This window comes from Staphylococcus sp. HMSC063F05, assembly GCF_001837075.1.
In the GTDB taxonomy this organism is placed as follows: Bacteria; Bacillota; Bacilli; order Staphylococcales; family Staphylococcaceae; genus Staphylococcus; species Staphylococcus epidermidis.
On sequence record NZ_KV831374.1, the window covers coordinates 47,040 to 71,837 of the forward strand.

The 24,798-nt window shown below is 32.2% G+C and carries 26 protein-coding genes and 2 other annotated features; of the genes, 24 read left to right on the top strand and 2 right to left on the bottom strand.

The genetic code is table 11. The features are described 5' to 3' along the window. Window positions 1-33: 33 nt before the first annotated feature. From hemC to HMPREF2576_RS10995, 5 genes are all read left to right on the top strand, one after another. A complete protein-coding gene (gene hemC / locus HMPREF2576_RS10975) occupies window positions 34-960 on the top strand; it encodes a hydroxymethylbilane synthase (protein ID WP_001830811.1) in 927 nt (308 codons plus the stop codon). Between the two features lie 33 nt (window positions 961-993). Next, on the top strand, window positions 994-1,674 hold the full coding sequence (locus tag HMPREF2576_RS10980; protein WP_001832668.1) for a uroporphyrinogen-III synthase: 681 nt from the start codon (window positions 994-996) through the stop codon (window positions 1,672-1,674). Continuing rightward, a complete protein-coding gene (gene hemB, locus HMPREF2576_RS10985) occupies window positions 1,664-2,638 on the top strand; it encodes a porphobilinogen synthase (protein ID WP_002440176.1) in 975 nt (324 codons plus the stop codon). Before HMPREF2576_RS10980 ends, hemB begins: the two co-directional genes overlap by 11 nt. 23 nt (window positions 2,639-2,661) lie before the next feature. Next, window positions 2,662-3,945: a glutamate-1-semialdehyde 2,1-aminomutase gene (gene hemL, locus HMPREF2576_RS10990; protein WP_002456470.1), complete on the top strand. Its 1,284-nt coding sequence runs from the start codon at window positions 2,662-2,664 to the stop codon at window positions 3,943-3,945. Window positions 3,946-4,293: 348 nt separating this feature from the next. Then, window positions 4,294-5,361, top strand: coding sequence for an AbrB family transcriptional regulator (locus tag HMPREF2576_RS10995; protein WP_001830878.1), 1,068 nt, complete (start codon window positions 4,294-4,296; stop codon window positions 5,359-5,361). 166 nt (window positions 5,362-5,527) lie between these two features. Here the strand turns inward: HMPREF2576_RS10995 and HMPREF2576_RS11000 are convergent, their stop codons facing one another. Next, complete coding sequence (locus HMPREF2576_RS11000; RefSeq protein WP_001830783.1) at window positions 5,528-6,088, bottom strand: DNA-3-methyladenine glycosylase I; 561 nt, start codon at window positions 6,086-6,088, stop codon at window positions 5,528-5,530. Between the two features lie 57 nt (window positions 6,089-6,145). After that, window positions 6,146-6,387, top strand: a binding site (T-box leader). A 43-nt stretch (window positions 6,388-6,430) separates the two neighbouring features. Here HMPREF2576_RS11000 and HMPREF2576_RS11005 point away from each other — a divergent pair. From HMPREF2576_RS11005 to radC, 4 genes are all read left to right on the top strand, one after another. Then, window positions 6,431-9,061 (top strand): valine--tRNA ligase, encoded by a 2,631-nt coding sequence (locus tag HMPREF2576_RS11005; protein WP_001830862.1) that lies wholly within the window; start codon window positions 6,431-6,433, stop codon window positions 9,059-9,061. Between the two features lie 10 nt (window positions 9,062-9,071). Further along, on the top strand, window positions 9,072-10,337 hold the full coding sequence (locus tag HMPREF2576_RS11010; protein ID WP_002440172.1) for a bifunctional folylpolyglutamate synthase/dihydrofolate synthase: 1,266 nt from the start codon (window positions 9,072-9,074) through the stop codon (window positions 10,335-10,337). A gap of 183 nt (window positions 10,338-10,520) precedes the next feature. After that, window positions 10,521-11,231: an A24 family peptidase gene (locus HMPREF2576_RS11015; RefSeq protein ID WP_002440170.1), complete on the top strand. Its 711-nt coding sequence runs from the start codon at window positions 10,521-10,523 to the stop codon at window positions 11,229-11,231. Then, window positions 11,228-11,908, top strand: a complete 681-nt coding sequence (radC, locus tag HMPREF2576_RS11020) for a RadC family protein (RefSeq protein WP_001830861.1) — start codon at window positions 11,228-11,230, stop codon at window positions 11,906-11,908. Before HMPREF2576_RS11015 ends, radC begins: the two co-directional genes overlap by 4 nt. A 63-nt stretch (window positions 11,909-11,971) precedes the next feature. On the opposite strand, the gene HMPREF2576_RS11025 is transcribed toward radC, so the two are convergent. Then, the gene (locus HMPREF2576_RS11025) at window positions 11,972-12,151 is read right to left on the bottom strand and encodes a hypothetical protein (protein ID WP_001830753.1); all 180 of its coding nucleotides are present in this window, start codon (window positions 12,149-12,151) and stop codon (window positions 11,972-11,974) included. A gap of 164 nt (window positions 12,152-12,315) precedes the next feature. Between HMPREF2576_RS11025 and HMPREF2576_RS11030 the strand changes: the two genes are divergently transcribed. The 15 genes from HMPREF2576_RS11030 (at window position 12,316) to secDF (ending at window position 24,474) form a co-directional block, all read left to right on the top strand. Next, the gene (locus tag HMPREF2576_RS11030) at window positions 12,316-12,801 is read left to right on the top strand and encodes a DUF4930 family protein (protein WP_001832708.1); all 486 of its coding nucleotides are present in this window, start codon (window positions 12,316-12,318) and stop codon (window positions 12,799-12,801) included. An 83-nt stretch (window positions 12,802-12,884) separates the two neighbouring features. Further along, window positions 12,885-13,025, top strand: coding sequence for a hypothetical protein (locus tag HMPREF2576_RS11035; RefSeq protein ID WP_001830756.1), 141 nt, complete (start codon window positions 12,885-12,887; stop codon window positions 13,023-13,025). Window positions 13,026-13,431: 406 nt separating this feature from the next. Continuing rightward, window positions 13,432-14,271: a rod shape-determining protein MreC gene (mreC, locus tag HMPREF2576_RS11040; RefSeq protein WP_002440165.1), complete on the top strand. Its 840-nt coding sequence runs from the start codon at window positions 13,432-13,434 to the stop codon at window positions 14,269-14,271. Then, window positions 14,271-14,792: a rod shape-determining protein MreD gene (mreD, locus tag HMPREF2576_RS11045; RefSeq protein WP_001830764.1), complete on the top strand. Its 522-nt coding sequence runs from the start codon at window positions 14,271-14,273 to the stop codon at window positions 14,790-14,792. The genes mreC and mreD overlap by 1 nt, the downstream gene beginning before the upstream one ends. Before the next feature lie 32 nt (window positions 14,793-14,824). Then, window positions 14,825-14,901, top strand: a sequence feature (ribosomal protein L21 leader region). A gap of 12 nt (window positions 14,902-14,913) precedes the next feature. Beyond that, window positions 14,914-15,222 carry a 50S ribosomal protein L21 gene (rplU, locus tag HMPREF2576_RS11050; protein ID WP_001830820.1) on the top strand — a complete coding sequence of 103 codons (309 nt, stop codon included), beginning with the start codon at window positions 14,914-14,916 and terminating at the stop codon, window positions 15,220-15,222. Between the two features lie 4 nt (window positions 15,223-15,226). After that, complete coding sequence (locus tag HMPREF2576_RS11055) at window positions 15,227-15,547, top strand: ribosomal-processing cysteine protease Prp (protein ID WP_001830797.1); 321 nt, start codon at window positions 15,227-15,229, stop codon at window positions 15,545-15,547. Between the two features lie 11 nt (window positions 15,548-15,558). Next, the gene (gene rpmA, locus HMPREF2576_RS11060) at window positions 15,559-15,843 is read left to right on the top strand and encodes a 50S ribosomal protein L27 (RefSeq protein ID WP_001830822.1); all 285 of its coding nucleotides are present in this window, start codon (window positions 15,559-15,561) and stop codon (window positions 15,841-15,843) included. Window positions 15,844-15,988: 145 nt separating this feature from the next. Continuing rightward, a complete protein-coding gene (gene obgE / locus HMPREF2576_RS11065; protein ID WP_002440162.1) occupies window positions 15,989-17,281 on the top strand; it encodes a GTPase ObgE in 1,293 nt (430 codons plus the stop codon). An 11-nt stretch (window positions 17,282-17,292) separates the two neighbouring features. Continuing rightward, window positions 17,293-17,748 carry an ACT domain-containing protein gene (locus HMPREF2576_RS11070; protein WP_001830784.1) on the top strand — a complete coding sequence of 152 codons (456 nt, stop codon included), beginning with the start codon at window positions 17,293-17,295 and terminating at the stop codon, window positions 17,746-17,748. A gap of 12 nt (window positions 17,749-17,760) precedes the next feature. Further along, entirely contained in the window at window positions 17,761-18,363 is a 603-nt protein-coding gene (ruvA, locus tag HMPREF2576_RS11075; RefSeq protein ID WP_001830895.1) for a Holliday junction branch migration protein RuvA, read from the top strand. A 13-nt stretch (window positions 18,364-18,376) separates the two neighbouring features. Further along, window positions 18,377-19,381, top strand: a complete 1,005-nt coding sequence (ruvB, locus tag HMPREF2576_RS11080; RefSeq protein ID WP_001830787.1) for a Holliday junction branch migration DNA helicase RuvB — start codon at window positions 18,377-18,379, stop codon at window positions 19,379-19,381. Window position 19,382: 1 nt separating this feature from the next. Continuing rightward, window positions 19,383-20,408 carry a tRNA preQ1(34) S-adenosylmethionine ribosyltransferase-isomerase QueA gene (gene queA, locus HMPREF2576_RS11085; RefSeq protein ID WP_001830755.1) on the top strand — a complete coding sequence of 342 codons (1,026 nt, stop codon included), beginning with the start codon at window positions 19,383-19,385 and terminating at the stop codon, window positions 20,406-20,408. Between the two features lie 20 nt (window positions 20,409-20,428). Continuing rightward, window positions 20,429-21,568: a tRNA guanosine(34) transglycosylase Tgt gene (tgt, locus tag HMPREF2576_RS11090; protein ID WP_001830840.1), complete on the top strand. Its 1,140-nt coding sequence runs from the start codon at window positions 20,429-20,431 to the stop codon at window positions 21,566-21,568. A gap of 15 nt (window positions 21,569-21,583) precedes the next feature. Next, window positions 21,584-21,844, top strand: a complete 261-nt coding sequence (gene yajC, locus HMPREF2576_RS11095; RefSeq protein WP_001830800.1) for a preprotein translocase subunit YajC — start codon at window positions 21,584-21,586, stop codon at window positions 21,842-21,844. A gap of 338 nt (window positions 21,845-22,182) precedes the next feature. Beyond that, window positions 22,183-24,474, top strand: coding sequence for a protein translocase subunit SecDF (gene secDF, locus HMPREF2576_RS11100; protein ID WP_001830863.1), 2,292 nt, complete (start codon window positions 22,183-22,185; stop codon window positions 24,472-24,474). Window positions 24,475-24,798 lie beyond the last annotated feature (324 nt).

The following is a 24,798-nucleotide window of genomic DNA, read 5'->3' on the forward strand; positions in this document are numbered from 1 at the left end:
TAAAAAAACCGGTATCGAGGAGGCATTTAACGTATGCGTAAATTAATTGTTGGGTCGCGAAGAAGTAAATTAGCGCTAACACAAAGTCAACAATTTATAGATAAATTAAAATTTATCGATCCGTCTTTGGATATTGAAATAAAAGAAATTGTAACTAAAGGCGACAAAATTGTAGATAAACAATTATCCAAAGTTGGAGGTAAAGGACTTTTTGTTAAGGAAATCCAAAATGAATTATTTAATAAAGAGATAGATATGGCGATTCATTCTCTAAAAGATGTACCAAGTATGATTCCTGACGGTCTTACCTTAGGATGTATTCCTGACAGAGAAATTCCTTTTGATGCCTATATAGCAAAAAATCATATACCATTACAAGAATTGTCTGAGGGCAGCATTGTAGGTACAAGTTCTTTACGTCGTGGCGCTCAAATTTTATCAAAATACCCACATTTAAAAATTAAGTGGATTCGTGGAAACATTGATACTCGATTAAAAAAATTAGAGACTGAAGATTATGATGCTATTATATTAGCTGCTGCTGGATTAAAACGCATGGGTTGGTCAGATAATATTGTTACGACTTATCTTGATCGAGATATATTACTGCCAGCTATAGGGCAGGGTGCACTTGGTATTGAGTGTAGGAGTGATGACAAAGAACTTTTAGATTTACTATCTAAAGTACACAATCATGATGTAGCACAATGTGTGACTGCTGAACGTACTTTTCTATCAGAAATGGATGGCAGTTGTCAGGTTCCTATAGGTGGATATGCAACAATTGCTCAAGATAACCAAATTGAATTTACAGGACTGATTATGTCTCCAGATGGTAAGGAAAGATATGAGCATACAGCATTGGGTACTGATCCTGTAAAATTGGGTATAGAAGTGAGTCAAGTACTTAAAAAACAAGGTGCTTATGACATAATTAAAAAATTAAACGAAGCAGAATAATACTAAACTCTATTATAGAGGTGAAATAAATTTATGAAACCAGTTATAGTTATGACGCAGACGAATGAAGTTCATAGTCATTTAGTTGATATTATCCATAAGCCTTTTATCCAACTAAAACAACTTCATTTTAATGAAAAATTGCTTGATCATAGCTACGACTGGCTTATTTTTTCGTCTAAAAACGCAGTAAAATACTTTTATCCTTATTTAAAAAACGTTAAAGTTAAAAAGGTAGCTGTTATAGGTGATAAGACAGCTCAGTATTGTAATGAATTAGGTATTAGTGTCGACTTTGTGCCACGTGATTTTTCTCAAGAAGGCTTTTTGGACGAGTTTAAGATTAGCGAACAACATTTATTGTTGCCCTCAAGTGAAAAAGCACGTCCTAAATTAGTTCAACAATTGAGCAAATATAATGAAGTCGTTAAAATTGATTTATATAGACCAGTACCGAATTTTAAAAATATAAGTCAAGTTAAGTCTCTTGTTAGAAAACATCAAATAGACGCAGTGACTTTTTCTAGTTCCTCTGCAGTTGAATTTTATTTCAAAGAGGACAATGTGCCTGAATTTGATCATTATTTTGCTATCGGTAAGCAAACTGCTAGGACCATTTTAAAATTCAATACATCTGTAAAAGTGGCAAATAAACAAACATTAGATTCACTTATTGATAAAATAATAGAAAGTAGGGAACAAAATGAAATTTGATAGACATAGAAGATTGCGTTCATCTAAGACAATGCGTGATTTAGTAAGAGAAACTCATGTTAGAAAAGAAGATTTAATATATCCAATATTTGTAGTTGAGCAAGATGATATAAAAAGTGAAATTAAATCACTACCAGGCATATACCAAATTAGTTTAAATTTATTGCATGAAGAGATTAAAGAGGCATATGATTTAGGTATTAGAGCAATCATGTTCTTCGGTGTGCCAAATGACAAAGACGACATTGGATCTGGTGCATATGATCATAATGGAGTTGTTCAAGAAGCGACACGAATATCTAAGAATTTATATAAGGATTTACTTATTGTTGCAGATACTTGTCTTTGTGAATACACAGACCACGGACACTGTGGCGTTATTGACGATCATACGCATGATGTAGACAATGATAAATCACTTCCATTACTTGTAAAAACAGCTATTTCTCAAGTTGAAGCTGGAGCTGACATCATTGCTCCAAGTAATATGATGGATGGTTTTGTTGCTGAAATTCGTGAAGGCCTTGATCAAGCGGGATATCAAAATATTCCTATCATGAGTTATGGTATTAAATATGCATCAAGCTTTTTCGGTCCATTCAGAGATGCTGCAGATTCAGCACCTTCTTTTGGGGATAGAAAAACCTATCAAATGGATCCTGCAAACCGTTTAGAGGCATTAAGAGAATTGGAAAGTGATCTTAAAGAAGGTTGCGATATGATGATAGTTAAACCATCTTTAAGTTATCTAGATATTATTAGAGATGTAAAAAATAATACGAACGTGCCAGTCGTAGCATACAACGTTAGTGGAGAATATAGTATGACAAAAGCAGCAGCGTTAAATGGTTGGATAGATGAAGAGAAAATTGTTATGGAACAAATGATATCTATGAAACGTGCAGGTGCTGATTTAATAATTACTTATTTTGCAAAAGATATCTGTCGTTATTTAGATAAATAGATGATAATTGAGGAGGTCATATGATGAGTTTTGAAAAATCTATTAAAGCAATGGAGCAAGCTGAGAAATTAATGCCTGGCGGTGTTAACAGTCCCGTAAGAGCATTTAAATCAGTAGACACACCAGCTATTTTTATGGATCATGGTGAAGGATCTAAAATATATGATATTGATGGAAATGAATACATTGATTATGTGCTAAGTTGGGGCCCATTAATTCTGGGACATAAAAATCAACAAGTTATATCCAAATTACATGAAGCAGTAGATAAAGGTACAAGCTTCGGCGCTTCAACACTTCAAGAAAATAAACTTGCTGAACTTGTGATTGACCGTGTACCTTCAATTGAAAAAGTAAGAATGGTTTCCTCAGGAACTGAAGCTACTTTAGACACACTTCGTTTAGCTAGGGGTTATACAGGACGTAATAAAATTATAAAATTTGAAGGGTGTTATCATGGACACAGTGATTCTTTATTGATTAAAGCAGGATCAGGTGTTGCAACACTAGGTTTACCTGATTCACCAGGCGTCCCTGAAGGTATTGCTAAAAACACTATCACGGTGCCATATAATGATTTAGATTCACTTAAATTAGCGTTCGAAAAATATGGCGATGATATTGCTGGTGTTATTGTTGAACCGGTTGCTGGAAATATGGGTGTAGTGCCTCCAGTGAATGGATTTCTACAAGGTTTAAGAGATATTACTAATGAATATGGAGCATTACTTATATTTGATGAAGTGATGACTGGTTTCCGTGTAGGTTATAATTGTGCGCAAGGATACTTTGGTGTAACACCTGATTTAACTTGCTTAGGAAAAGTGATAGGTGGAGGTTTACCCGTTGGAGCTTTTGGTGGTAAAAAAGAAATTATGGATTACATTGCTCCTGTTGGGACTATTTATCAAGCTGGCACACTTTCAGGTAATCCTTTAGCAATGACTAGTGGTTATGAAACATTGAGTCAACTTACTCCTGAATCTTATGAGTATTTTAATTCTCTAGGAGATATACTTGAAAAAGGATTAAAAGAGGTATTTGCTAAGCATAATGTTCCAATCACAGTAAATCGCGCTGGTTCAATGATTGGTTACTTCTTAAATGAGGGGCCTGTAACAAATTTTGAGGAAGCAAATAAAAGTGATTTAAAATTATTTAGTAATATGTATAGAGAAATGGCTAAGGAAGGTGTTTTCCTACCACCTTCACAATTTGAAGGAACATTTTTATCAACTGCACATACTAAAGATGATATTGAGAAAACTATCCAAGCATTTGATAATGCATTAAGTCGTATTGTGTGATAATTTTAAAATATAATTATTTAAATTAATTGAGTCTAGGGCAAAAGTCAATGTCCTAGACTTTCTTAACTTATAAGTAGTTTATAACTGAATTAAAAATGCACTTATATCAACTTTTAAAGCTATGTTATGTCATCAATACAGTAAATTCCACTTAGAAATTCAACAGACAAGGCGAGTTGGGGTTTGGGGCCCTAACAAAAAGAATTTCACTGAGAAATTCAACAGACAGGGCAAGTTGGGGTTCGATGGTGGACTAGGAATTTAAGATGCATTTTGTTCTACTCTTTGAATTTAAATAAAGTTAGAAATTTTGTGACTTACTTTTAACGAAAGTAGAGTGGTATTTTGAAGCGGAATTTTATTAATAATTTAATCATATTATTAATTGCTATTATGTTAAGTCTGTTATTAAAAATGTTACATGTGATTTTGCCATTTATGTTTGGACCAATATTAGCGGCGTTATTATGTGTAAAAGTATTAAAATTAAAAATACGATGGCCATTTTGGTTGAGTCAAATTGGTTTAATACTACTTGGAGTTCAAATTGGCTCTACCTTCACACAACAAGTGATTAAAGACATAAGTAAAAATTGGCTAACTATCGTTTTTGTCACTATCCTACTAATTTTATTAGCTTTGATAATTGCATTCTTTTTTAAGAAAATTGCACAAGTAAATTTAGAAACTGCAATTTTAAGTGTTATACCAGGTGCGCTAAGCCAAATGTTAGTGATGGCAGAAGAAAATAAGAAAGCAAATATATTAGTTGTGAGTTTAACACAGACATCACGTGTAATATTTGTTGTTATTTTAGTACCACTTATTTCGTATTTTTTTCAGGATAACCATCATGAAATGAATCATACTACAATGGAAGTACCCACACTTTCTCAGACTTTAAATATATGGCAAATAATCATCTTATTCTCAATGGTGGGAATCATCTATATAGGAATGTCAAAAATTAACTTCCCCACTAAACAATTATTAGCACCTATAATAGTTTTAATTATATGGAATATGACAACACATTTAACATTTTCACTAGATCATTGGTTGTTAGCCACAGCGCAACTTATTTATATGATACGTATTGGATTACAGATTGCCAACTTAATGAGTGATTTAAAGGGAAGAATTGCAATAGCAATAGCCTTTCAAAATATAATGCTCATAGTCACAACGTTTATAATGATAATAGGAATACATTTGATTACTAATGAATCCATCAATGAATTGTTTTTAGGAGCAGCACCAGGAGGTATGAGTCAAATAGTTTTAGTGGCTATGGCTACTGGAGCTGATGTAGCGATGATTTCAAGCTATCACATTTTTAGAATATTTTTTATATTATTTGTCATTGCGCCACTAATTGGTTATTTTATTAATGTTAAATTAAATAATAAATGATTTTAATGACTTAAGTTATACATTTTTAAATAAAACTTCGAAAATATTTGCGAGTAATTGTAATTACTTAAAAGTAAAATCTAGATAAATTAAACGTTGTAAACTTTTAGTATGCGTGAAAAACTCATATTGTTTGAATATCCGCAGCGCAACTTATGTCTATGCTTCACTCATGATTTGGTTTGAAAGGACATCCTTCAAGGTGTGAGTCATACAATCCAGCAGCTTCTAAGAATGAGAACACGGTTACTGGACCTAAAAATTTAAAACCATATGCTTTTAAATCTTTTGATAATTGAGTAGCTCTTTGATCAACTTTTTTACGATCTCTAGGTTTTTTATAACCCATATTTATGGGTTGATGATTTACATAAGACCATAAAAATTTACTAAAACTACCATAGTCTTTTTCAATTTTTAAATATCCCTTCGCTTGGCTCACAATTGCTTCTAACTTTTTACGATTATGAATAATGTTTGGGAATTTCATTAAATAATCAATATCCTGTTCAGTCATATGTGCGATAAATTGAGGTTCAAAGTTGTAAAATGCCTGTTCATACGATTCTTTTTTCTTTAATATTGTCAACCATGATAATCCTGCATGTTGTGATTCAAGAGCCATTAGCTTAAATAATTCTTTGCTATCATAGATTGGTTGTCCCCAATAATAATCATGATACTCTATATAGATAGGATCAGTTGTGTTAAAAGCACATTCATTCATAATTTCATCTCCAATACATTGACTTATTTTAATATCCATTATAATATAAATGAGTAAAAGAATATATTATTTGGGAAGAGTAAGTTTATATCATTTTAAAGAGAGCATATGGTGGCTGTGAATATGTAAATGATTAAGTCTGAAGGTAGCCCTATTTTATAACTTCTATTGAAACATAGACGACATGTAGGTAGAAGCGTGTATGAGCGTTAATCAGAGACTTAAGTGCTTGAAGAAAAGAATGAATTATTTCTTCTTGAATATAGGTGGTACCACGGAACAGAACATCCGTCCTATTTTTTATAGGATGGATGTTCTTTTTATTTTTTAGGAGGTAGACATATGGAAATGAAACCAAAATATGATCCAAGAGAAGTTGAAAAGGGTCGTTATGAGGAATGGGTAAGTAATGGTTACTTTAAACCATCTGAAGATAAATCTAAAGAGGCATATACAATTGTAATTCCGCCCCCTAATGTAACAGGTAAATTACATTTAGGTCATGCATGGGATACTACTTTACAAGATATAATAACTAGAATGAAAAGAATGCAAGGATACGATACTTTATATCTGCCTGGTATGGATCATGCTGGTATAGCAACTCAAGCAAAGGTTGAAGCAAAACTTAATGAACAAGGTATATCTAGACACGACTTAGGAAGAGAAAAATTTTTACAGCAAGCATGGGATTGGAAAGAAGAGTATGCAACATTTATTAGACAACAATGGGCTAAACTTGGCTTAGGGTTAGATTATAGTAGAGAACGCTTTACGTTAGATGATGGTTTAAGTAAAGCTGTAAGAAAAGTATTTGTTGATTTATATAATAAAGGTATTATTTATCGTGGTGAAAGAATTATTAACTGGGACCCTAAAGCTAGAACAGCTTTATCAGATATTGAAGTCATTCATGAAGATGTCCAAGGTGCTTTTTATCATTTTAAATATCCTTATGCTGATGGGAATGGATATATAGAAATAGCTACTACACGTCCTGAGACTATGTTAGGTGACACTGCTATTGTTGTAAATCCAAATGACGAAAGGTATAAAGATGTGATTGGTAAAACAGTTATATTACCTATTGTAGGAAGAGAGTTACCTATTTTAGCTGATGAATACGTTGATATTGAATTTGGTTCAGGAGCAATGAAAGTTACTCCGGCACATGATCCTAATGACTTTGAAATTGGTCAAAGACATCAATTAGAAAATATTATAGTCATGGATGAATATGGTAAGATGAACGATAAAGCTGATAAATACAAAGGGATGGATAGATTTGATTGTAGAAATCAGCTTGTTAAAGACTTAAAAGAACAAGATCTTGTTATAAAAATTGAAGAACATACACATTCAGTAGGACATTCTGAACGTTCTGGTGCAATAGTAGAACCTTATTTGTCTACACAATGGTTTGTAAAAATGAAACCTTTGGCACAAAGAGCTTTGGATAATCAAAATACAAAAGATAGAATTGACTTTTTCCCAGGTAGATTTGAAAATACATTCAATCGCTGGATGGAAGAAATTAGAGATTGGACGATTTCGCGTCAACTATGGTGGGGCCACCAAATACCTGCTTGGTATCATAAAGATACAGGTGAAGTCTTTGTTGGTGAAGAAGCACCTGAAGACATCGAGAATTGGATACAAGATGAGGATGTATTAGATACATGGTTCTCAAGTGCACTTTGGCCGTTTTCAACATTAGGATGGCCTGATACAAATGCTGATGATTTTAAACGTTATTATCCGACAAATGCATTAGTTACTGGTTATGATATCATTTTCTTCTGGGTAGCCCGTATGATTTTCCAAGGATTAGAATTTACTGATAGAAGACCATTTAATGATGTATTACTCCACGGTTTAGTCAGAGCTGAAGATGGGCGTAAAATGAGTAAATCATTAGGTAATGGCGTTGATCCTATGGATGTTATTGACGAGTATGGCGCTGATAGTCTACGTTACTTTTTAGCAACAGGATCTTCACCAGGTCATGACTTGAGATATTCTACTGAAAAAGTTGAATCAGTTTGGAATTTTATTAATAAAATATGGAATGCTGCCCGCTTTAGTTTAATGAATATTGGTGAAGATTTTAAAGTCGAAGATATAGACCTAAGTGGTAATTTGTCATTAGCAGATCAATGGATATTGACTAGATTAAATGAAACGATATCTACAGTAACCGAATTAAGTGATAAATACGAATTTGGTGAAGTAGGTCGTGCGCTTTATAATTTCATTTGGGATGAGTTCTGCGATTGGTATATTGAAATGAGCAAGATACCTATGAATGGCGAGGACGAATCTCAAAAGCAAACGACGCGATCAGTACTTAGTTATGTTTTAGATAAAATAATGAAAATGTTACATCCATTTATGCCTTTTGTGACAGAAACAATTTGGCAAAGTCTTCCACATCATGGAGAAACAATTGTAAAAGCTAACTGGCCAACTGTTGATCAAGCATTAATCTTTAATGAAAGTAAACAAACAATGGAACAATTAGTTGAAATTATTAAATCTGTCCGTCAATCAAGAGTTGAAGTTAACACACCGTTATCTAAAGCAATACCGATTTTAATTCAAACTAAAGATGAAAAGATTAAACATACACTTATGGATAACATAAGTTACCTACACAAATTCTGTAATCCAAGTCAATTGACTATTGATACTGAGATTGAAATTCCAGAAAAAGCTATGACAACTGTAGTAGTTGCTGGTAAGGTAGTTTTGCCATTAGAAGGTCTTATTGATATGGACAAAGAAATTGCTCGACTTGAAAAAGAATTAGATAAATTACAAAGCGAGTTAGATAGAGTAGATAAAAAGTTATCCAACGAGAATTTTGTAAATAAAGCACCAGAAAAAATAATTAATGAAGAAAAAGAAAAACAACAACATTATCAAGAAAAATATAATGGTGTTAAATCTAGAATTGAACAATTAAAGGCATAGGAGCATGATCATGAATTACCTAGACAGCTTGTATTGGATACACGAAAGATCTAAATTTGGTATCAAACCTGGCGTCAAACGTATGGAATGGATGCTAGAACAATTAAATAATCCCCAACATAAAATTAGAGGTATTCATGTGGGTGGAACAAATGGTAAAGGTTCAACTGTTGCATACTTGAGAACCGCATTAATTGAGAACGATTACTCAGTTGGAACATTTACCTCACCATTTATTGAAAGTTTCAATGAACGTATTAGTTTAAACGGTGTACCAATTATGAACGATGAAATTGTTCAATTAGTTGAACGAGTTAAACCTGTTAGTGAAGCCTTAGAGATAGAAACAGATTTAGGTGGGGCTACTGAATTTGAGATTATAACAACAATGATGTTCCTTTATTTTGGTGAGATAAATCCTGTTGATTTTGTGATAATTGAAGCAGGTTTAGGAATTAAAAATGATTCGACGAATGTTTTTAAACCTGTGCTATCCATACTCACAAGTATAGGACTTGACCATACAGATATCTTAGGAACAACTTATTTAGATATTGCAAAAGATAAGGCAGCTATAATTAAACCACATATACCGATTGTTTATGCTGTAAAAAATGACGATGCTTTAAAGTATGTGAGAGATTATGCGCTTGAACAGAACGCAAAACCAATTGAATTGGATCGGGAGATTACCGTTGTCTCCCAAGATGATGAGTTCACATATCGGTATAAAGATTATGAATTAGAAACTATCATTCTTAATATGTTAGGGGAACATCAAAAGGAAAATGCAGCACTTGCTATTACTGCTCTCATTGAATTAAATGAAAGACAAATCATAGAATTAGATTTTAATAAAATGATAGACGGTATAGAATCTGTGAATTGGACAGGTAGAATAGAACAAGTAAAAGAACAACCATTAATGGTTATTGATGGTGCTCATAATAATGAAAGTATTGATGCGTTAGTAGACACAATAAGACATTATTATGGAAGAGATAAAATTGATATTTTATTTTCTGCAATTAAAGGAAAGCCAATTCATAGTATGATTAACAAATTAAATGATATTGCATCAAAATTCTATATAGCAGATTTTGAGTTTCCAAAAGCATTAGCTAAAGAAGAAATTGCCGAAGAATTGAAATTAGATAATTTACATTTAATTGATGATTATGTTGATTTTATTGAAAATTACGAAGGTGATGGGCTGATTATTACTGGAAGTTTATACTTCATCAGCGAGGTAAAAGCAAAAATTAATTTTAATTAAATTCAAAAGAGTGACAACTGCAGTTAAAACTGTAAGTTTCACTCTTTCTTTGTATAATCTTCTTTAATAATTTATGTTTATAAAAGTCTAGAAAGAAGACATACTCATGAACGAATTGTAAAATTCTTCTCATATTTACTTTTGTTTAAGACTGTTTATAATAAATGTTGAGGAGTGTGATATATGCTATTACTTGCCTATACTTGTAGCATTATATTTAGTTTTCTTTATCAATTTTGCAATCAAAATATATTAAAACTTCAATATCTTTATTCTAGGTCTCACTGTGATTTTTGTCATACTATCATAAAACCCTTAGATTTACTGCCTATTATAAGTTTTTTAAAACTTCGTGGACAATCTCGTTGTTGTAATCAACCATTACAACGTTTATATTTAATCGGAGAACTCGTTTCGTTTGGTGCTATTTTCCTCTATTATCCTACTCATTTTAATATACACTTCACATTATTTTTAATAACTTTCCTGTTTCTACTGACGATGTGTCTTTACGATATTCACTCAATGCATATTGATATGAGACTCTTATTTGTATACACAGTCGTATCTGTTTTTACAACCCAAACCTATTTTGGTAATTTTATAATGATATTTTTGATTTCACATGTTATTTATCTATTCGCATCTAAATTTATAGGGTATGGAGACATATTGCTTTTTAATATATTGGGACTTATATTTCCGTTAAATTTTTTCTTTTTTATTGTTGTATTTACGTTTATCATTGGGGGGATTTTTGCCATAATTTTAAAAATTTTTTCTTTTAAAGATATTAAATATTTACCTTTAATACCATTTATATTCTTATCATTCGTAGTAACTTCATCAGTTTATCACCAACTTTTATTTCTTTTAGGGGGAGAATTTTATTGAGAATAAATGAAATGGCACTGCATGAAAAACCTAGAGAACGTTTAATTACATATGGCGCTAAAAGTCTATCCAATGTTGAACTTTTAGCAATTCTCTTAAACACTGGTAGAAAAGGATTTTCTAGTATTGACATTGCAAACGAATTACTGAAGCAACAATCCACTATTAGAGATTTAAAAAAATTGTCTATAAATGATCTACTGAAAATAAAGGGCATTGGACTTTATAAAGCTGTAATATTACAGGCTGCATTTGAACTAGGTGAACGTATTAATTCTACAAGCACTTTTGACAAAGTACAGATTACACATCCTAGTGATGTTGCTAGTCTGATGATGTCGACAATGAAAGATTTAGAGCAAGAACATTTTGTTGTACTTTTACTTAACTCAAAAAATATAGTCACAAAACAAGCTTGGGTATATAAAGGCACATTGAATAGTTCGATTATTCATCCAAGAGAAGTATTTAATATTGCAATAAGAGAGTCTTCTAATTCAATAATAGTTGTACATAATCATCCTTCAGGTGATGTAACACCTTCGAAAGAGGATATTACTACAACGTATAGACTTAAAGAGTGCGGAGATATATTAGGTATAAATTTACTTGATCATATTATTATTGGTGATAATAAATTTACGAGTTTAGTTGAAGCGGGGTATTTTGATAAATAAAAAAGCTAGCTAAATACATTAAAAATTTTAATTAAAAAATTTGTATAGCTAACTTATGATTTATTATTGAATAAAACCTGAAAAGTTTTGAAAATGTTCAAATAACCATAATACACCTTGATAACCTAAATAGATACATAACAAAACAATGCCTACTGAAATCAAAAAGCGTAATATAGATAATCCAACTTTAAATAAGAGGATGACTAGCAAAACAATTAAAATAATCGTTAAAATGCTCATTATGTTGAACCTCCTTAAATCACTTATATTGTATATGTAGTATTATATATTATATTAACTGATTTGCCATCGGTCTATAGATACATCATCTATACGGCTATAGTCTGATGTAATGAAAAATATTTTAAATTATACTAAATTTGATTTGTAAAAGGAGGGCTTATATGAGATATATCTTTAGTGTTATTAAAAATATTATTGCAGTATTAGCGATAATATTGATTATATATATAGCTCTTCAACATGCACCATTTCTCAAAAATCAAGAATGGAACCCACTTAATGATATGAACAATCATCATCAAAATATCACACAGAAAGTGAGTCAAAAAAATAATACACTCTATTCACAACCTAGTAACGATAAAAGTTACATTTTAAAAGAAAATGATATCATCAATAATGTTCCAGCAGGTCAAATTAAGACAGTTTTTAATATGATTGATAAGGCAGAATTTATGTCTGTTTCAGGTTTAGAACGTATGGGATTCAATGACGAATATCTTGCTGGCCAACAAGGTGACGAATTTATTATTTATAAATTCGGTGATGATTATATCCGAGTTTATAATACTGAATTCGAAATGAACGAAGACCTAAATCAATTAAAACAACCTATTAATTTGAAGCCAATTGAAGCCTATCAATAACAATAGGAATGATTCATTTGAAAACCAGTTTTAAATGCGTTAGGGTTTATATAGATTATTTATAAAGGTTGGTGTGATTCAAAATGGCTGAACAATCAAAAGAAAAACAAGCTAATGAACAAGCAAAAGCGCAAAATCTTTTTGCTCGCTGGAGAAAAGAAGAAACACTTTATAGTGAAGATGAAAAGAAAGATAAGTCTTCAAAGAAGAAAGATAAAGAATAACTTACCAAAATAAAGTGAATCAGTAAGCGTTATAAAGTAAGTAAAATTACTCAGTTTAGAATGATGTAAATATTTTATCATTTTAATTTAATATAATTTAATAGAAATAAAATTTTGATGATTTGTGTTAAGCCTGGGACAATGAATTTTGTTCCAGGCACTTTTATGTTCTGACAGTTAATGATTATATTAAAAATTTATTTGAAGTCTAGTTATATCAAGATTTAGTGAAGTTTTCCATAGCTCGTTTACTCTATCTATTTTATTAATCAGTTTGATTAATGTTAGCTCTATAGTCACAAATAATAAAATAGAATCAATTTCATAAAGTTAGTGCTTTATTTAACTGAATGAGTAATATAAAATATATTAAGATACTAATTTTAGTCATATAGAGGTGTTCTGGGTGCTTAAGTTTTTTAGAAATAACAAGCTCATTGTCGTTTTATGTGCAATGATTATTTTTATTGCATTAATAGGGTTATCGATACGTTCTCAGACCCAATCTCCAGCTGAACAATACGTAGGAGACTCTGTATCATTTGGACAAAGAGTAATCAGTTATCCAATTCAATTTGTTACTGGATCTATTGGTGATTTATTTGAAAAAGGAAGCTCAAAAAAGGATAAAAATAAAATCAAACAACTTGAAGCTAAAAATGAAGAGTTAGAATCAGAAAATAAGAAATATAAAAAAGAACTTGATATCAAAGATTTATCAAAATATGAACCTATTTCTACTTCAGTTATTGCGAGAAACCCAGATCAATGGATGAATACGATATTAATAGATAAGGGCTCCAAAGCAGGTATAAAAAATAATATGGCCGTCATGACAACAGAAGGATTAGTTGGAAGAGTAACCAAAGTTAATCAGTTTTCATCACAAGTAGACCTTATTTCCACTCATACTCGAGCAGGAAAATTATCTGTTAATATTCATCACGGTACTAAGAATATTTTTGGTTTAATCGATCGATACGACAATAAAAACGAAGAATTGATCATAAGTGATATTAATAACAAAGATAGCGTTAAAAAAGGCGATAAAGTAGTAACAAGTGGATTAGCAGATCAATTACCGAGTGGGTTATATATTGGTGAAGTAACAAAAGTCGAAAATGATCAATATGGGCTTGCTAAACAAGTACGGGTCAAAACTGGAGCTGATATGACAGATTTAACTCATGTGTATGTTGCTAAACGTGATGTCAGTACTATACCTGATGAAGGTAGTGATAATTAATGCGTACTTTTTATTACTTTCTAATAGGTATACTTCTATTTTATATTGATACCATTATAGGGCTTACCATCCCCATGCATTTCGGGAAAATTGATATTATTTTTGTACCACATTTAACTATCATGTACATTCTTATCATGACGGTTTACCGAGGTTTTGGCGTTGCTATGTCTTTAGCATTCTTTTTCGGAATAGTAACTGATTTATATTTTGGAAGTATATATGGTTTATATATGTTTGGTTATATCATTTTAGTTGTTATAGTTGATAAATTTTTTAAAATCTTTTATCGAGATTATTCTGTATTATTTTTTATCATTTTATTATCCACAATGTTTTTAGAAGTATATGTGGCTATGATCTATGGAGTAATAGGTTTCATTAAATTTAATTTAATAGAATTTGTATTATTAAGACTTATTCCAACTCTCATCATTAATTTTTTATTACTGATTATGTTATTTCCTATTATTATTAAATTTACTAAAAAAGTAAAAAACACAATTGACAGTAAGGCATAGTGATGGTAAGATGCAGTAGTTGAGTAGTTTCAAGCTACATACAACCGCTCGCATACAGGTTGAAGTACAATCATATTGTCACCTGTATATGGCGTGACTTATTATATAGGAGGTGCAAAGTATGTTTGCTATAATTGAAACAGGTGGAAAACAAATCAAAGTAGAAGAAGGTCAAGAAATCTACGTTGAAAAATTAAATGCTAACGAAGGTGACTCATTCACTTTTGATAAAGTTTTATTTGTAGGTGGCGACTCAGTTAAAGTTGGTGCTCCAACAGTTGAAGGTGCATCAGTAACTGCGACAGTTAATAAACAAGGACGCGGTAAAAAAATTACTGTCTTCACTTACAAACGTCGCAAAGACTCTAAACGTAAAAAAGGCCATCGTCAACCATATACTAAATTAACAATCGATAAAATCAACGCATAATCGTATGATTACTGTTGATATTACGGTTAATGACGAAGGTAAGGTCACAGATGTAGTCATGGATGGTCATGCTAATCATGGTGAATATGGTCATGATATTGTCTGTGCAGGAGCATCAGCAGTCTTATTTGGAAGTGTTAATGCTATAATGGGATTAACATCAGAGAAGCCAGATATCAACTACGAAGATGACGGCGGATATTTTCATATAAGAAGTGTTGATACGAATAACAAAGAAGCTCAATTAATTCTTCAAGCAATGTTAGTTTCTTTACAAACTATAGAAGAAGAATATAATGAAAATATCAAATTAAATTATAAGTGAGGTGTATCCCGATGTTAAAATTAAACTTACAATTCTTCGCATCTAAAAAAGGGGTAAGTTCTACAAAAAACGGACGTGACTCTGAGTCTAAACGTTTAGGTGCAAAACGTGCTGATGGTCAATATGTATCAGGTGGTTCTATCCTTTATCGCCAACGTGGTACTAAAATCTACCCTGGTGAAAATGTAGGTCGTGGTGGCGATGATACATTATTCGCTAAAATCGACGGCGTTGTTAAGTTTGAACGCAAAGGTCGCGACAAAAAGCAAGTTTCTGTATACGCAGTTGCTGAATAATTTTGTCTAGTAAACACCAGAAGTGAATACTTCTGGTGTTTTATTTTGTTTAGGTAAAAATACAAATTGACTATAGTTTTTATATCACTATATATAGTGATATAATTAAAAAGATTAAAATTTCGGAGTAAAAGAGGTGAGATATATGTTCGTCGATCAAGTGAAAATATCTCTAAAAGCTGGTGATGGAGGTAATGGCATCACTGCTTACAGAAGAGAAAAATATGTACCTTTTGGTGGTCCAGCTGGTGGCGACGGTGGTAAAGGTGCTTCTGTGGTATTTGAAGTGGATGAAGGATTGAGAACTTTATTAGATTTCAGATATCAAAGACATTTTAAAGCTAAAAAAGGCGAAAATGGTCAAAGTAGCAACATGCATGGTAGAAATGCGGAAGACTTAGTGTTAAAAGTACCACCAGGTACAATTATTAAAAGTGTTGAAAGTGAAGAAGTGCTTGCAGATTTGGTTGAAGATGGCCAACGTGCTATTGTAGCTAGAGGAGGACGCGGCGGGCGTGGTAACTCAAGATTTGCTACCCCTAGAAATCCTGCGCCAGATTTTAGTGAAAATGGTGAGCCAGGCGAAGAATTAGAAGTGACTTTAGAGTTGAAATTGTTAGCAGATGTTGGATTAGTTGGTTTTCCTAGTGTGGGTAAATCTACATTGCTTTCAATAGTTTCTAAAGCGAAACCTAAGATAGGTGCTTATCACTTTACGACAATAAAGCCTAATCTAGGTGTTGTTTCAACTCCTGATCATAGAAGTTTTGTTATGGCAGATTTACCAGGATTAATTGAGGGCGCTTCTGATGGTGTCGGCCTTGGACATCAATTCTTAAGACATGTTGAACGAACTAAAGTGATTGTTCATATGATTGATATGAGTGGGTCAGAAGGTCGAAACCCATTAGACGATTATAAAATTATTAATCAAGAATTAATCAATTATAAACAACGCTTAGAAGATCGTCCACAAATTATAGTCGCAAATAAAATGGATTTACCTGATTCACAAGGGAATTTATCGCATTTTAAGGAACAATTAGATAACGATGTGACAGTTGTTCCTGTTTCAACTATTACGAGAGACAATATTGATCAATTATTATATCAAATTGCCGATAAGCTCGAGGAAGTTAAAGATGTTGACTTCTCAGTTGAAGAAGATGAGAATTTAGGTGTTAATCGTGTATTATATAAACACACACCATCAGCAGATAAATTTACTATTTCTAGAGATGATGACGGCGCATATGTAGTGAGTGGCAATGCTATTGAAAGAATGTTTAAAATGACTGATTTTAATAGTGATCCAGCTGTAAGAAGATTCGCAAGACAAATGCGGTCAATGGGTATTGATGATGCTTTAAGAGAGAGAGGTTGTAGCAATGGTGATATTGTTAGAATCTTAGGCGGAGAATTTGAATTTGTCGAATAGGGGTGTCTAAATTGGACAATAAAGACAATCGAAAATTTTATTTAATTAGAGAAGATGTACTACCAGAATCTGTCATCAAAACTTTAAAAGTTAAGGATGCTTTAAAAAATAATTCGAATTTGTCCATTTATGATGCTGTAAAACAATTCAATCTCTCTAGAAGTGCATTTTACAAATATAGAGAGACAATATTTCCAGTAGATGAAAAAATATTAGATCAAAGAGAATTTACTTTGATTTTATATGTAAATGATATTGTTGGAATGTTAGCCCAAGTTCTTAATGCAATCTCTCAACTTCAATTATCAGTGTTGACAATTCATCAAAGTGTTCCAATTGAAGATAAAGCGACAATCACACTATCTTTAAATGCGAGAAATTCTAATTTATCCATTGATGAGGTCATTGAATCATTAAGAGAGATAAATCATGTAACTAAAGTAGACTTAATAAGTATGACTATGTAAAGGAGTACTGACATGTATGCATATATTAAAGGAACATTATCTCAGTTGTTCCCTACACATGTAGTGGTTGAGACATGTGGCATAGGTTATGAGATACAAACGCCTAATTCCTATCGTTTTCAAAAATATCTTGAAAAAGAAGTCCAAATTTATACTTCACTAATTGTACGAGAAGATGCTCAACTACTATATGGCTTTATTAATGAAGAGGAAAAAGAAATGTTTCTTAGCTTAATAAAAGTGACTGGGATAGGACCTAAATCAGCTTTAGCGATACTTGCTTCAAGTACACCACATGAAGTTAAATTGGCTATCGAAAATGAAAATGATGCTTATTTAACACAATTTCCTGGGATAGGAAAGAAAACTGCAAGACAAATTGTGTTAGATTTAAAAGGGAAGGTTACAATTACTGAAGAAAATAGTGACGATTTATTACAAACTCAAGTTAATGGTAATGAACAAAACCAAATAATATCTGAAGCACTATTAGCTTTACAAGCACTGGGCTATTCTAAACGAGAATTAACCAAAGTAGAAAAATCCTTAAACAAACATAATGTGAATAGTGTGGATGAAGCCGTTAAAATAGGACTACAAACACTAGTTTCTTAATGGAGGAAGTCAAATGGATAAAAGAATGGTCGATCAAGAATTTCATAATGAAGATACTGACTTGGAATTATCACTAAGACCAACACAATTAAAGCAGTATATAGGTCAATCCTCTATAAAAAGTAATTTAGAAGTCTTTATCAAGGCTGCCAAACTTAGACAAGAGCCACTCGATCATGTCTTGTTATTTGGTCCTCCAGGACTAGGTAAAACGACGCTATCAAATATCATTGCTAATGAGATGGAGGTAAATATTCGTACCATCTCAGGACCATCTTTAGAAAGACCAGGTGACTTAGCAGCGATATTATCTGGGTTACAGCCAGGTGATGTGTTATTTATCGATGAAATTCATAGATTAAGTAGTGTTGTTGAAGAAGTTCTGTATCCTGCTATGGAAGATTTTTTCTTAGACATCATCATCGGTAAAGGCGATGAAGCAAGAAGTATTCGAATAGATTTGCCGCCATTTACATTAGTTGGAGCAACGACAAGAGCCGGTAGTTTAACGGGGCCATTAAGAGATCGTTTTGGTGTGCATCTTAGATTAGAGTATTATAATGAAAATGATTTAAAGGAAATAATCACGCGAACTGCAGAGGTCTTAGGAACGGACATCGATAAGGAAAGCGCCTTAGAATTAGCTCGTCGTTCTAGAGGTACACCTAGGATAGCGAATAGGTTACTAAAACGTGTAAGAGACTTCCAACAAGTAAATGAAGACGATCAGATATATATTGAAACGACTAAACGAGCATTACAATTACTGCAGGTCGACCAACACGGTTTAGATTACATTGACCATAAAATGATGAATTGTATTATTAATCAGTACAATGGTGGTCCTGTTGGATTAGATACAATTGCAGTTTCAATAGGTGAAGAACGAGTGACTATAGAAGATGTATATGAACCTTTCTTAATCCAAAGAGGTTTCTTGGAAAGGACTCCACGTGGGAGAAAAGCAACTGCTTTAGCCTATGAACACTTTAATACTACTAACGAAAAGAGGGAATAATTTGAATATCGAAGATTTCGATTATCATTTGCCAGAGTCTCTCATTGCACAAACACCACTAAAAAACAGAGACCAAAGTAGATTGTTAGTTCTTAGCAAAGATACTGGTGAGCTGACACACTTACATTTTAGAGATGTCATCCATTATTTTGAGCCTGGTGATACATTGGTTCTTAATGATACACGTGTTATGCCTGCTAGATTATTTGGCCTAAAAGAAGAAACTGGTGCTAAAGTTGAAATGCTAATGCTCACCCAAATTGAAGGTAATGATTGGGAAGTTTTACTTAAACCTGCAAAGAGAATTAAAAAAGGTCATCGTCTAAATTTTGGAGATGGTAAAATCGTTGCTGAGTGTATTGAGGAACTTGAACAGGGCGGGCGTATTATGCGTCTACATTATGAGGGTATACTCCAAGAACGCTTAGATGAATTAGGCGAGATGCCATTACCTCCATATATTAAAGAAAGATTAGATGATCCTGATAGGTATCAAACGGTTTATGCTAAAGAGAGTGGATCAGCAGCTGCACCAACAGCGGGTTTACATTTTACTGATGATTTGCTAAATAAAATTAAACAAAAAGGGGTACATATCGCTTTTATTACATTGCATGTTGGATTAGGAACCTTTAGACCCGTAAGTGTTGAAAATATCGATGATCACGAAATGCATAGTGAGTATTATCAAATGACACAAGAAACGGCTGATTTATTAAATAAAACAAAAGAAAGTGGGAAGCGTGTGATATCAGTTGGAACAACATCAACGCGTACATTAGAAACGATACGTCGTGATCATCCTCAATTTGTTGCCACAAGTGGATGGACTGATATCTTTATTTATCCTGGCTTTGAGTTTAAAGCGATAGATGGGTTAATTACTAATTTCCACTTACCTAAATCAACGTTAGTCATGCTAGTATCAGCATTTAGCAATAAAAAATATATTTTAAACGCTTATCATAAAGCTGTTGAAATGGAGTATCGATTCTTTAGTTTTGGAGATGCAATGTTAATTATATAAAAGAATGTGAGGTTTAACATATGCCTGCAGTGACATATGAGCATATAAAAACATGTAAACAATCCGGTGCCAGATTAGGAATTGTACATACACCGCATGGATCTTTTGAAACACCAATGTTTATGCCGGTTGGGACAAAAGCAACAGTTAAAACAATGAGCCCGGAAGAATTAAGAAACATAGAAGCAAAGATTATATTAGGAAACACATATCATTTGTGGTTACAACCTGGAAATGATATTATCAAGCACGCTGGGGGATTACACAAATTCATGAATTGGGACGGTCCAATTTTAACAGATTCTGGTGGTTTCCAAGTATTTAGTTTAAGTAATTTGCGTAAAATTTCTGAAGAAGGTGTAGAATTTAGACATCATACCAATGGCTCAAAACTATTTTTGAGTCCCGAGAAGTCTATGCAAATACAAAATGATTTAGGTTCTGATATTATGATGGCATTTGATGAATGTCCACCAATGCCAGCTGAATATGATTACGTCAAAGATTCAATCGAACGTACAACTCGATGGGCAGCCAGATGTTTAAAAGCACATCAACGCCCTGGAGATCAAGCACTGTTCGGTATTATTCAAGGTGGAGAATACAAAGACTTAAGAGAACAAAGTGCTAAAGAGCTAGTCAGTCTTGATTTTCCAGGGTATGCAATAGGAGGGCTGTCTGTAGGTGAGCCAAAACCTGTTATGTATGACATGGTTGAACATACAGAACAATTTATGCCGAAAGATAAACCTAGATATTTAATGGGAGTAGGTTCTCCTGATGCTTTGATTGAATGTAGCATTAGGGGCATGGATATGTTTGATTGTGTATTACCTACTAGAATTGCTAGAAATGGTACTTGTATGACATCAAATGGTCGATTAGTTGTTAAAAATGCTAAATATGCAGATGATTTAAGACCACTTGATGAACAATGTGACTGTTATACATGTCAACATTACACAAGAGCTTATATTAGACATCTAGTTAAAGCGGAAGAGACTTTTGGTATCCGTCTTACTACTATTCATAATTTACATTTTCTGCTAAAATTAATGGAAGATATTAGACAAGCCATTCGAGAAGACCGTCTTTTAGATTTTAAAGATGAATTCTTTGAACAATATGGATTAAATGTAGAAAACCCTAAAAACTTTTAAAGAGGAGTAACTAAAATGGAATTAACTTCATTGATTATACCAATTTTATTATTGGTCGTAATGTATTTCTTATTAATAAGACCACAACAAAAACGTGCAAAAGAACATCGTGCAATGATTAACCGTGTTGAAGCGGGTCAAAAGATTACTACAATCGGTGGTATTAAAGGAACTATAAAAGCTGTAGATGAAACTTCTGTAATCATTACAGTAAATAGTAATGGAACAGAAATGACTTTTGAAAAACCAGCTATAAAACAAGTAGATCCTTCATAAATACAGATTGATATCTAAATGTAGGGGATAGAATGTTTTATCTTTCTACTGTAATAGAATTCTAATCTTAAATGATTAAAATAAATTTATTTTAACTTCTGTATTGATTGTTATAATGTTAAGAATGCCTGGGACAATTTCTGTCTCAGGTTTTTTTAGTATTTTTTAAACATAATAATTATTATAAAATTGTTGCATTTTTAGACAATAATTTCACTATTTCTATGAGTATGTTAATATAAGTAAGTCCGTTAAAGTGAACGTAATATCATTTTAACTTGCACGATAATTTATTCATCGAGTATTCTAGATACATAAGTAAATAATGAGGTGTTCATGTGAAGAAAACGAGTAGAATAATTGCATTCATACTCCTCATAGCTCTACTATTCACAGGAATGGGTATGACGTATAAGAATGTAGTTAAAAATGTTAATTTAGGTCTAGATTTGCAAGGTGGTTTTGAAGTCCTCTTCCAAGTAGATCCTTTAAATAAAGGAGATAAAATTGATAAAAAAGCACTTCAAGCTACATCTCAAACATTAGAAAATCGTGTAAATGTTCTAGGTGTATCAGAACCGAAAATACAAATCGAAGATCCAAATCGAATTCGTGTACAATTAGCAGGTATCAAGGATCAAGCACAAGCGCGTAAATTATTATCGACACAAGCTAATTTAACAATTAGAGATGCTGAAGATCATGTTTTAATGTCTGGTTCAGACATTAAACAAGGCTCTGCTAAACAAGAATTTAAACAAGAAACTAATCAACCAACAGTTACATTTAAAGTAAAAAGTAAAGATAAATTTAAGAAAGTAACTGAAAAGATTTCTAAAAAACGTGACAATGTCATGGTAGTTTGGTTAGATTTCGAAAAAGGCGATAGTTACAAGAAAGAAGCTAAAAAGCAACAAGAAGGTAAAAAGCCTAAATTTATATCTGCAGCGAGTGTAGACCAACCTATTAATTCTAGTAGTGTTGAAATTTCAGGTGGCTTCAATGGGAAAAAAGGTGTTGAAGAAGCGAAACAAATAGCTGAGTTATTAAATGCCGGCTCATTACCAGTTGATTTAAAAGAAATTTACTCTAACTCTGTTGGTGCACAATTTGGTCAAGATGCTCTTGATAAGACCATGTTTGCATCAATTGTAGGTATAGCATTAATTTATTTATTTATGCTTGGTTTCTATCGTTTGCCTGGTTTAGTTGCAATCATTGCCTTAACCACTTATATTTATTTAACTTTAGTCGCATTCAATTTCATATCAGGTGTATTAACTCTACCTGGATTGGCGGCATTAGTTTTAGGTGTAGGTATGGCTGTCGATGCCAATATCATAATGTATGAACGTATTAAAGATGAACTAAGAATTGGACGCACGCTTAAACAAGCGTATTCAAAAGCAAATAAAAGTTCATTCTTAACTATATTTGATTCCAACTTAACAACTGTCATCGCTGCAGCTGTGCTTTTCTTCTTTGGAGAAAGTTCAGTCAAAGGCTTCGCAACCATGTTACTCTTAGGTATTTTAATGATATTTGTAACCGCAGTATTCTTATCAAGAGGGTTGTTATCATTACTGGTATCTTCAAACTTCTTTAAAAAACAATACTGGTTATTTGGTGTTAAGAAGAAGGATAGACATGATATTAATGAAGGTAAAGATGTACATGATTTAAAAACATCATATGAAAGGTTAAACTTTGTTAAATTAGCTAAGCCACTTATTTCACTTAGTATTTTAATTGTAATTATTGGTTTGATTATCATTTCAATATTTAAATTAAACTTAGGTATTGATTTCTCATCCGGAACAAGAGCAGATATTCAATCTAAAAATGCTATAACACAAGCACAGGTTGAGAAAACTGTAAAATCAGTTGGATTGGAACCAGATCAAATACAGATTAATGGTAGTGGAAATAAAAATGCCACAGTTCAGTTTAAAAAAGATTTATCACGTGAGGAAGACAATAAATTAAGTGCTAAGGTGAAATCTGAATTTGGAGATAATCCACAAATTAATACCGTTTCACCTCTCATAGGCCAAGAGCTAGCTAAAAATGCTGTAACTGCATTAATACTTGCTTCTATAGGCATTATTATCTATGTTTCACTAAGATTTGAATGGCGTATGGGTCTATCTTCTGTACTTGCATTATTACATGACGTATTTATCATCATTGCAATCTTTAGTTTGTTTAGATTAGAAGTAGATTTAACATTTATTGCAGCAGTATTAACTATCGTTGGTTATTCAATCAATGATACAATCGTAACTTTCGACCGTGTTCGAGAAAATCTGCATAAAGTTAAAGTAATTACGCATACTGATCAAATTGATGATATAGTCAACCGCTCTATTAGACAAACTATGACACGTTCTATTAATACAGTGTTGACTGTAGTTGTAGTTGTAGTTGCAATATTAATATTAGGTGCACCAACAATATTTAATTTCTCTTTAGCATTACTAATTGGATTATTATCTGGTGTATTCTCGTCAATTTTCATTGCTGTACCATTATGGGGCATGCTTAAGAAACGACAGTTTAAAAAGACAAAAAATAATAAATTAGTAGTACACAAAGAGAAGAAATCTAACGATGAAAAAATCTTAGTTTAACTTCTTCACATTTTAATAATTTTAAAAATTTACAAGAGGCTGGAACAAAAAGGTCCAAGATAAGTAATTAAAGACAATTTCTATTGAAATAATATAGAAATTGTCTTTTTTATAATTTTTTGATTATTTTCAGCTCGTTGAGCTATTATTTTTTATATTAAGCCACGATGATGTCTGAATTCATCGAATTCAGTATCGGGAATTGTTTCTGCAATATCATTTACATGTCGTGAAATATCATGTGTGGGGATAAGAACTGAAATTTCCATTGGTAGAGTAAGTTAAGTCATATTATAATCTTTATACATAAGGCACCTCGTTAAT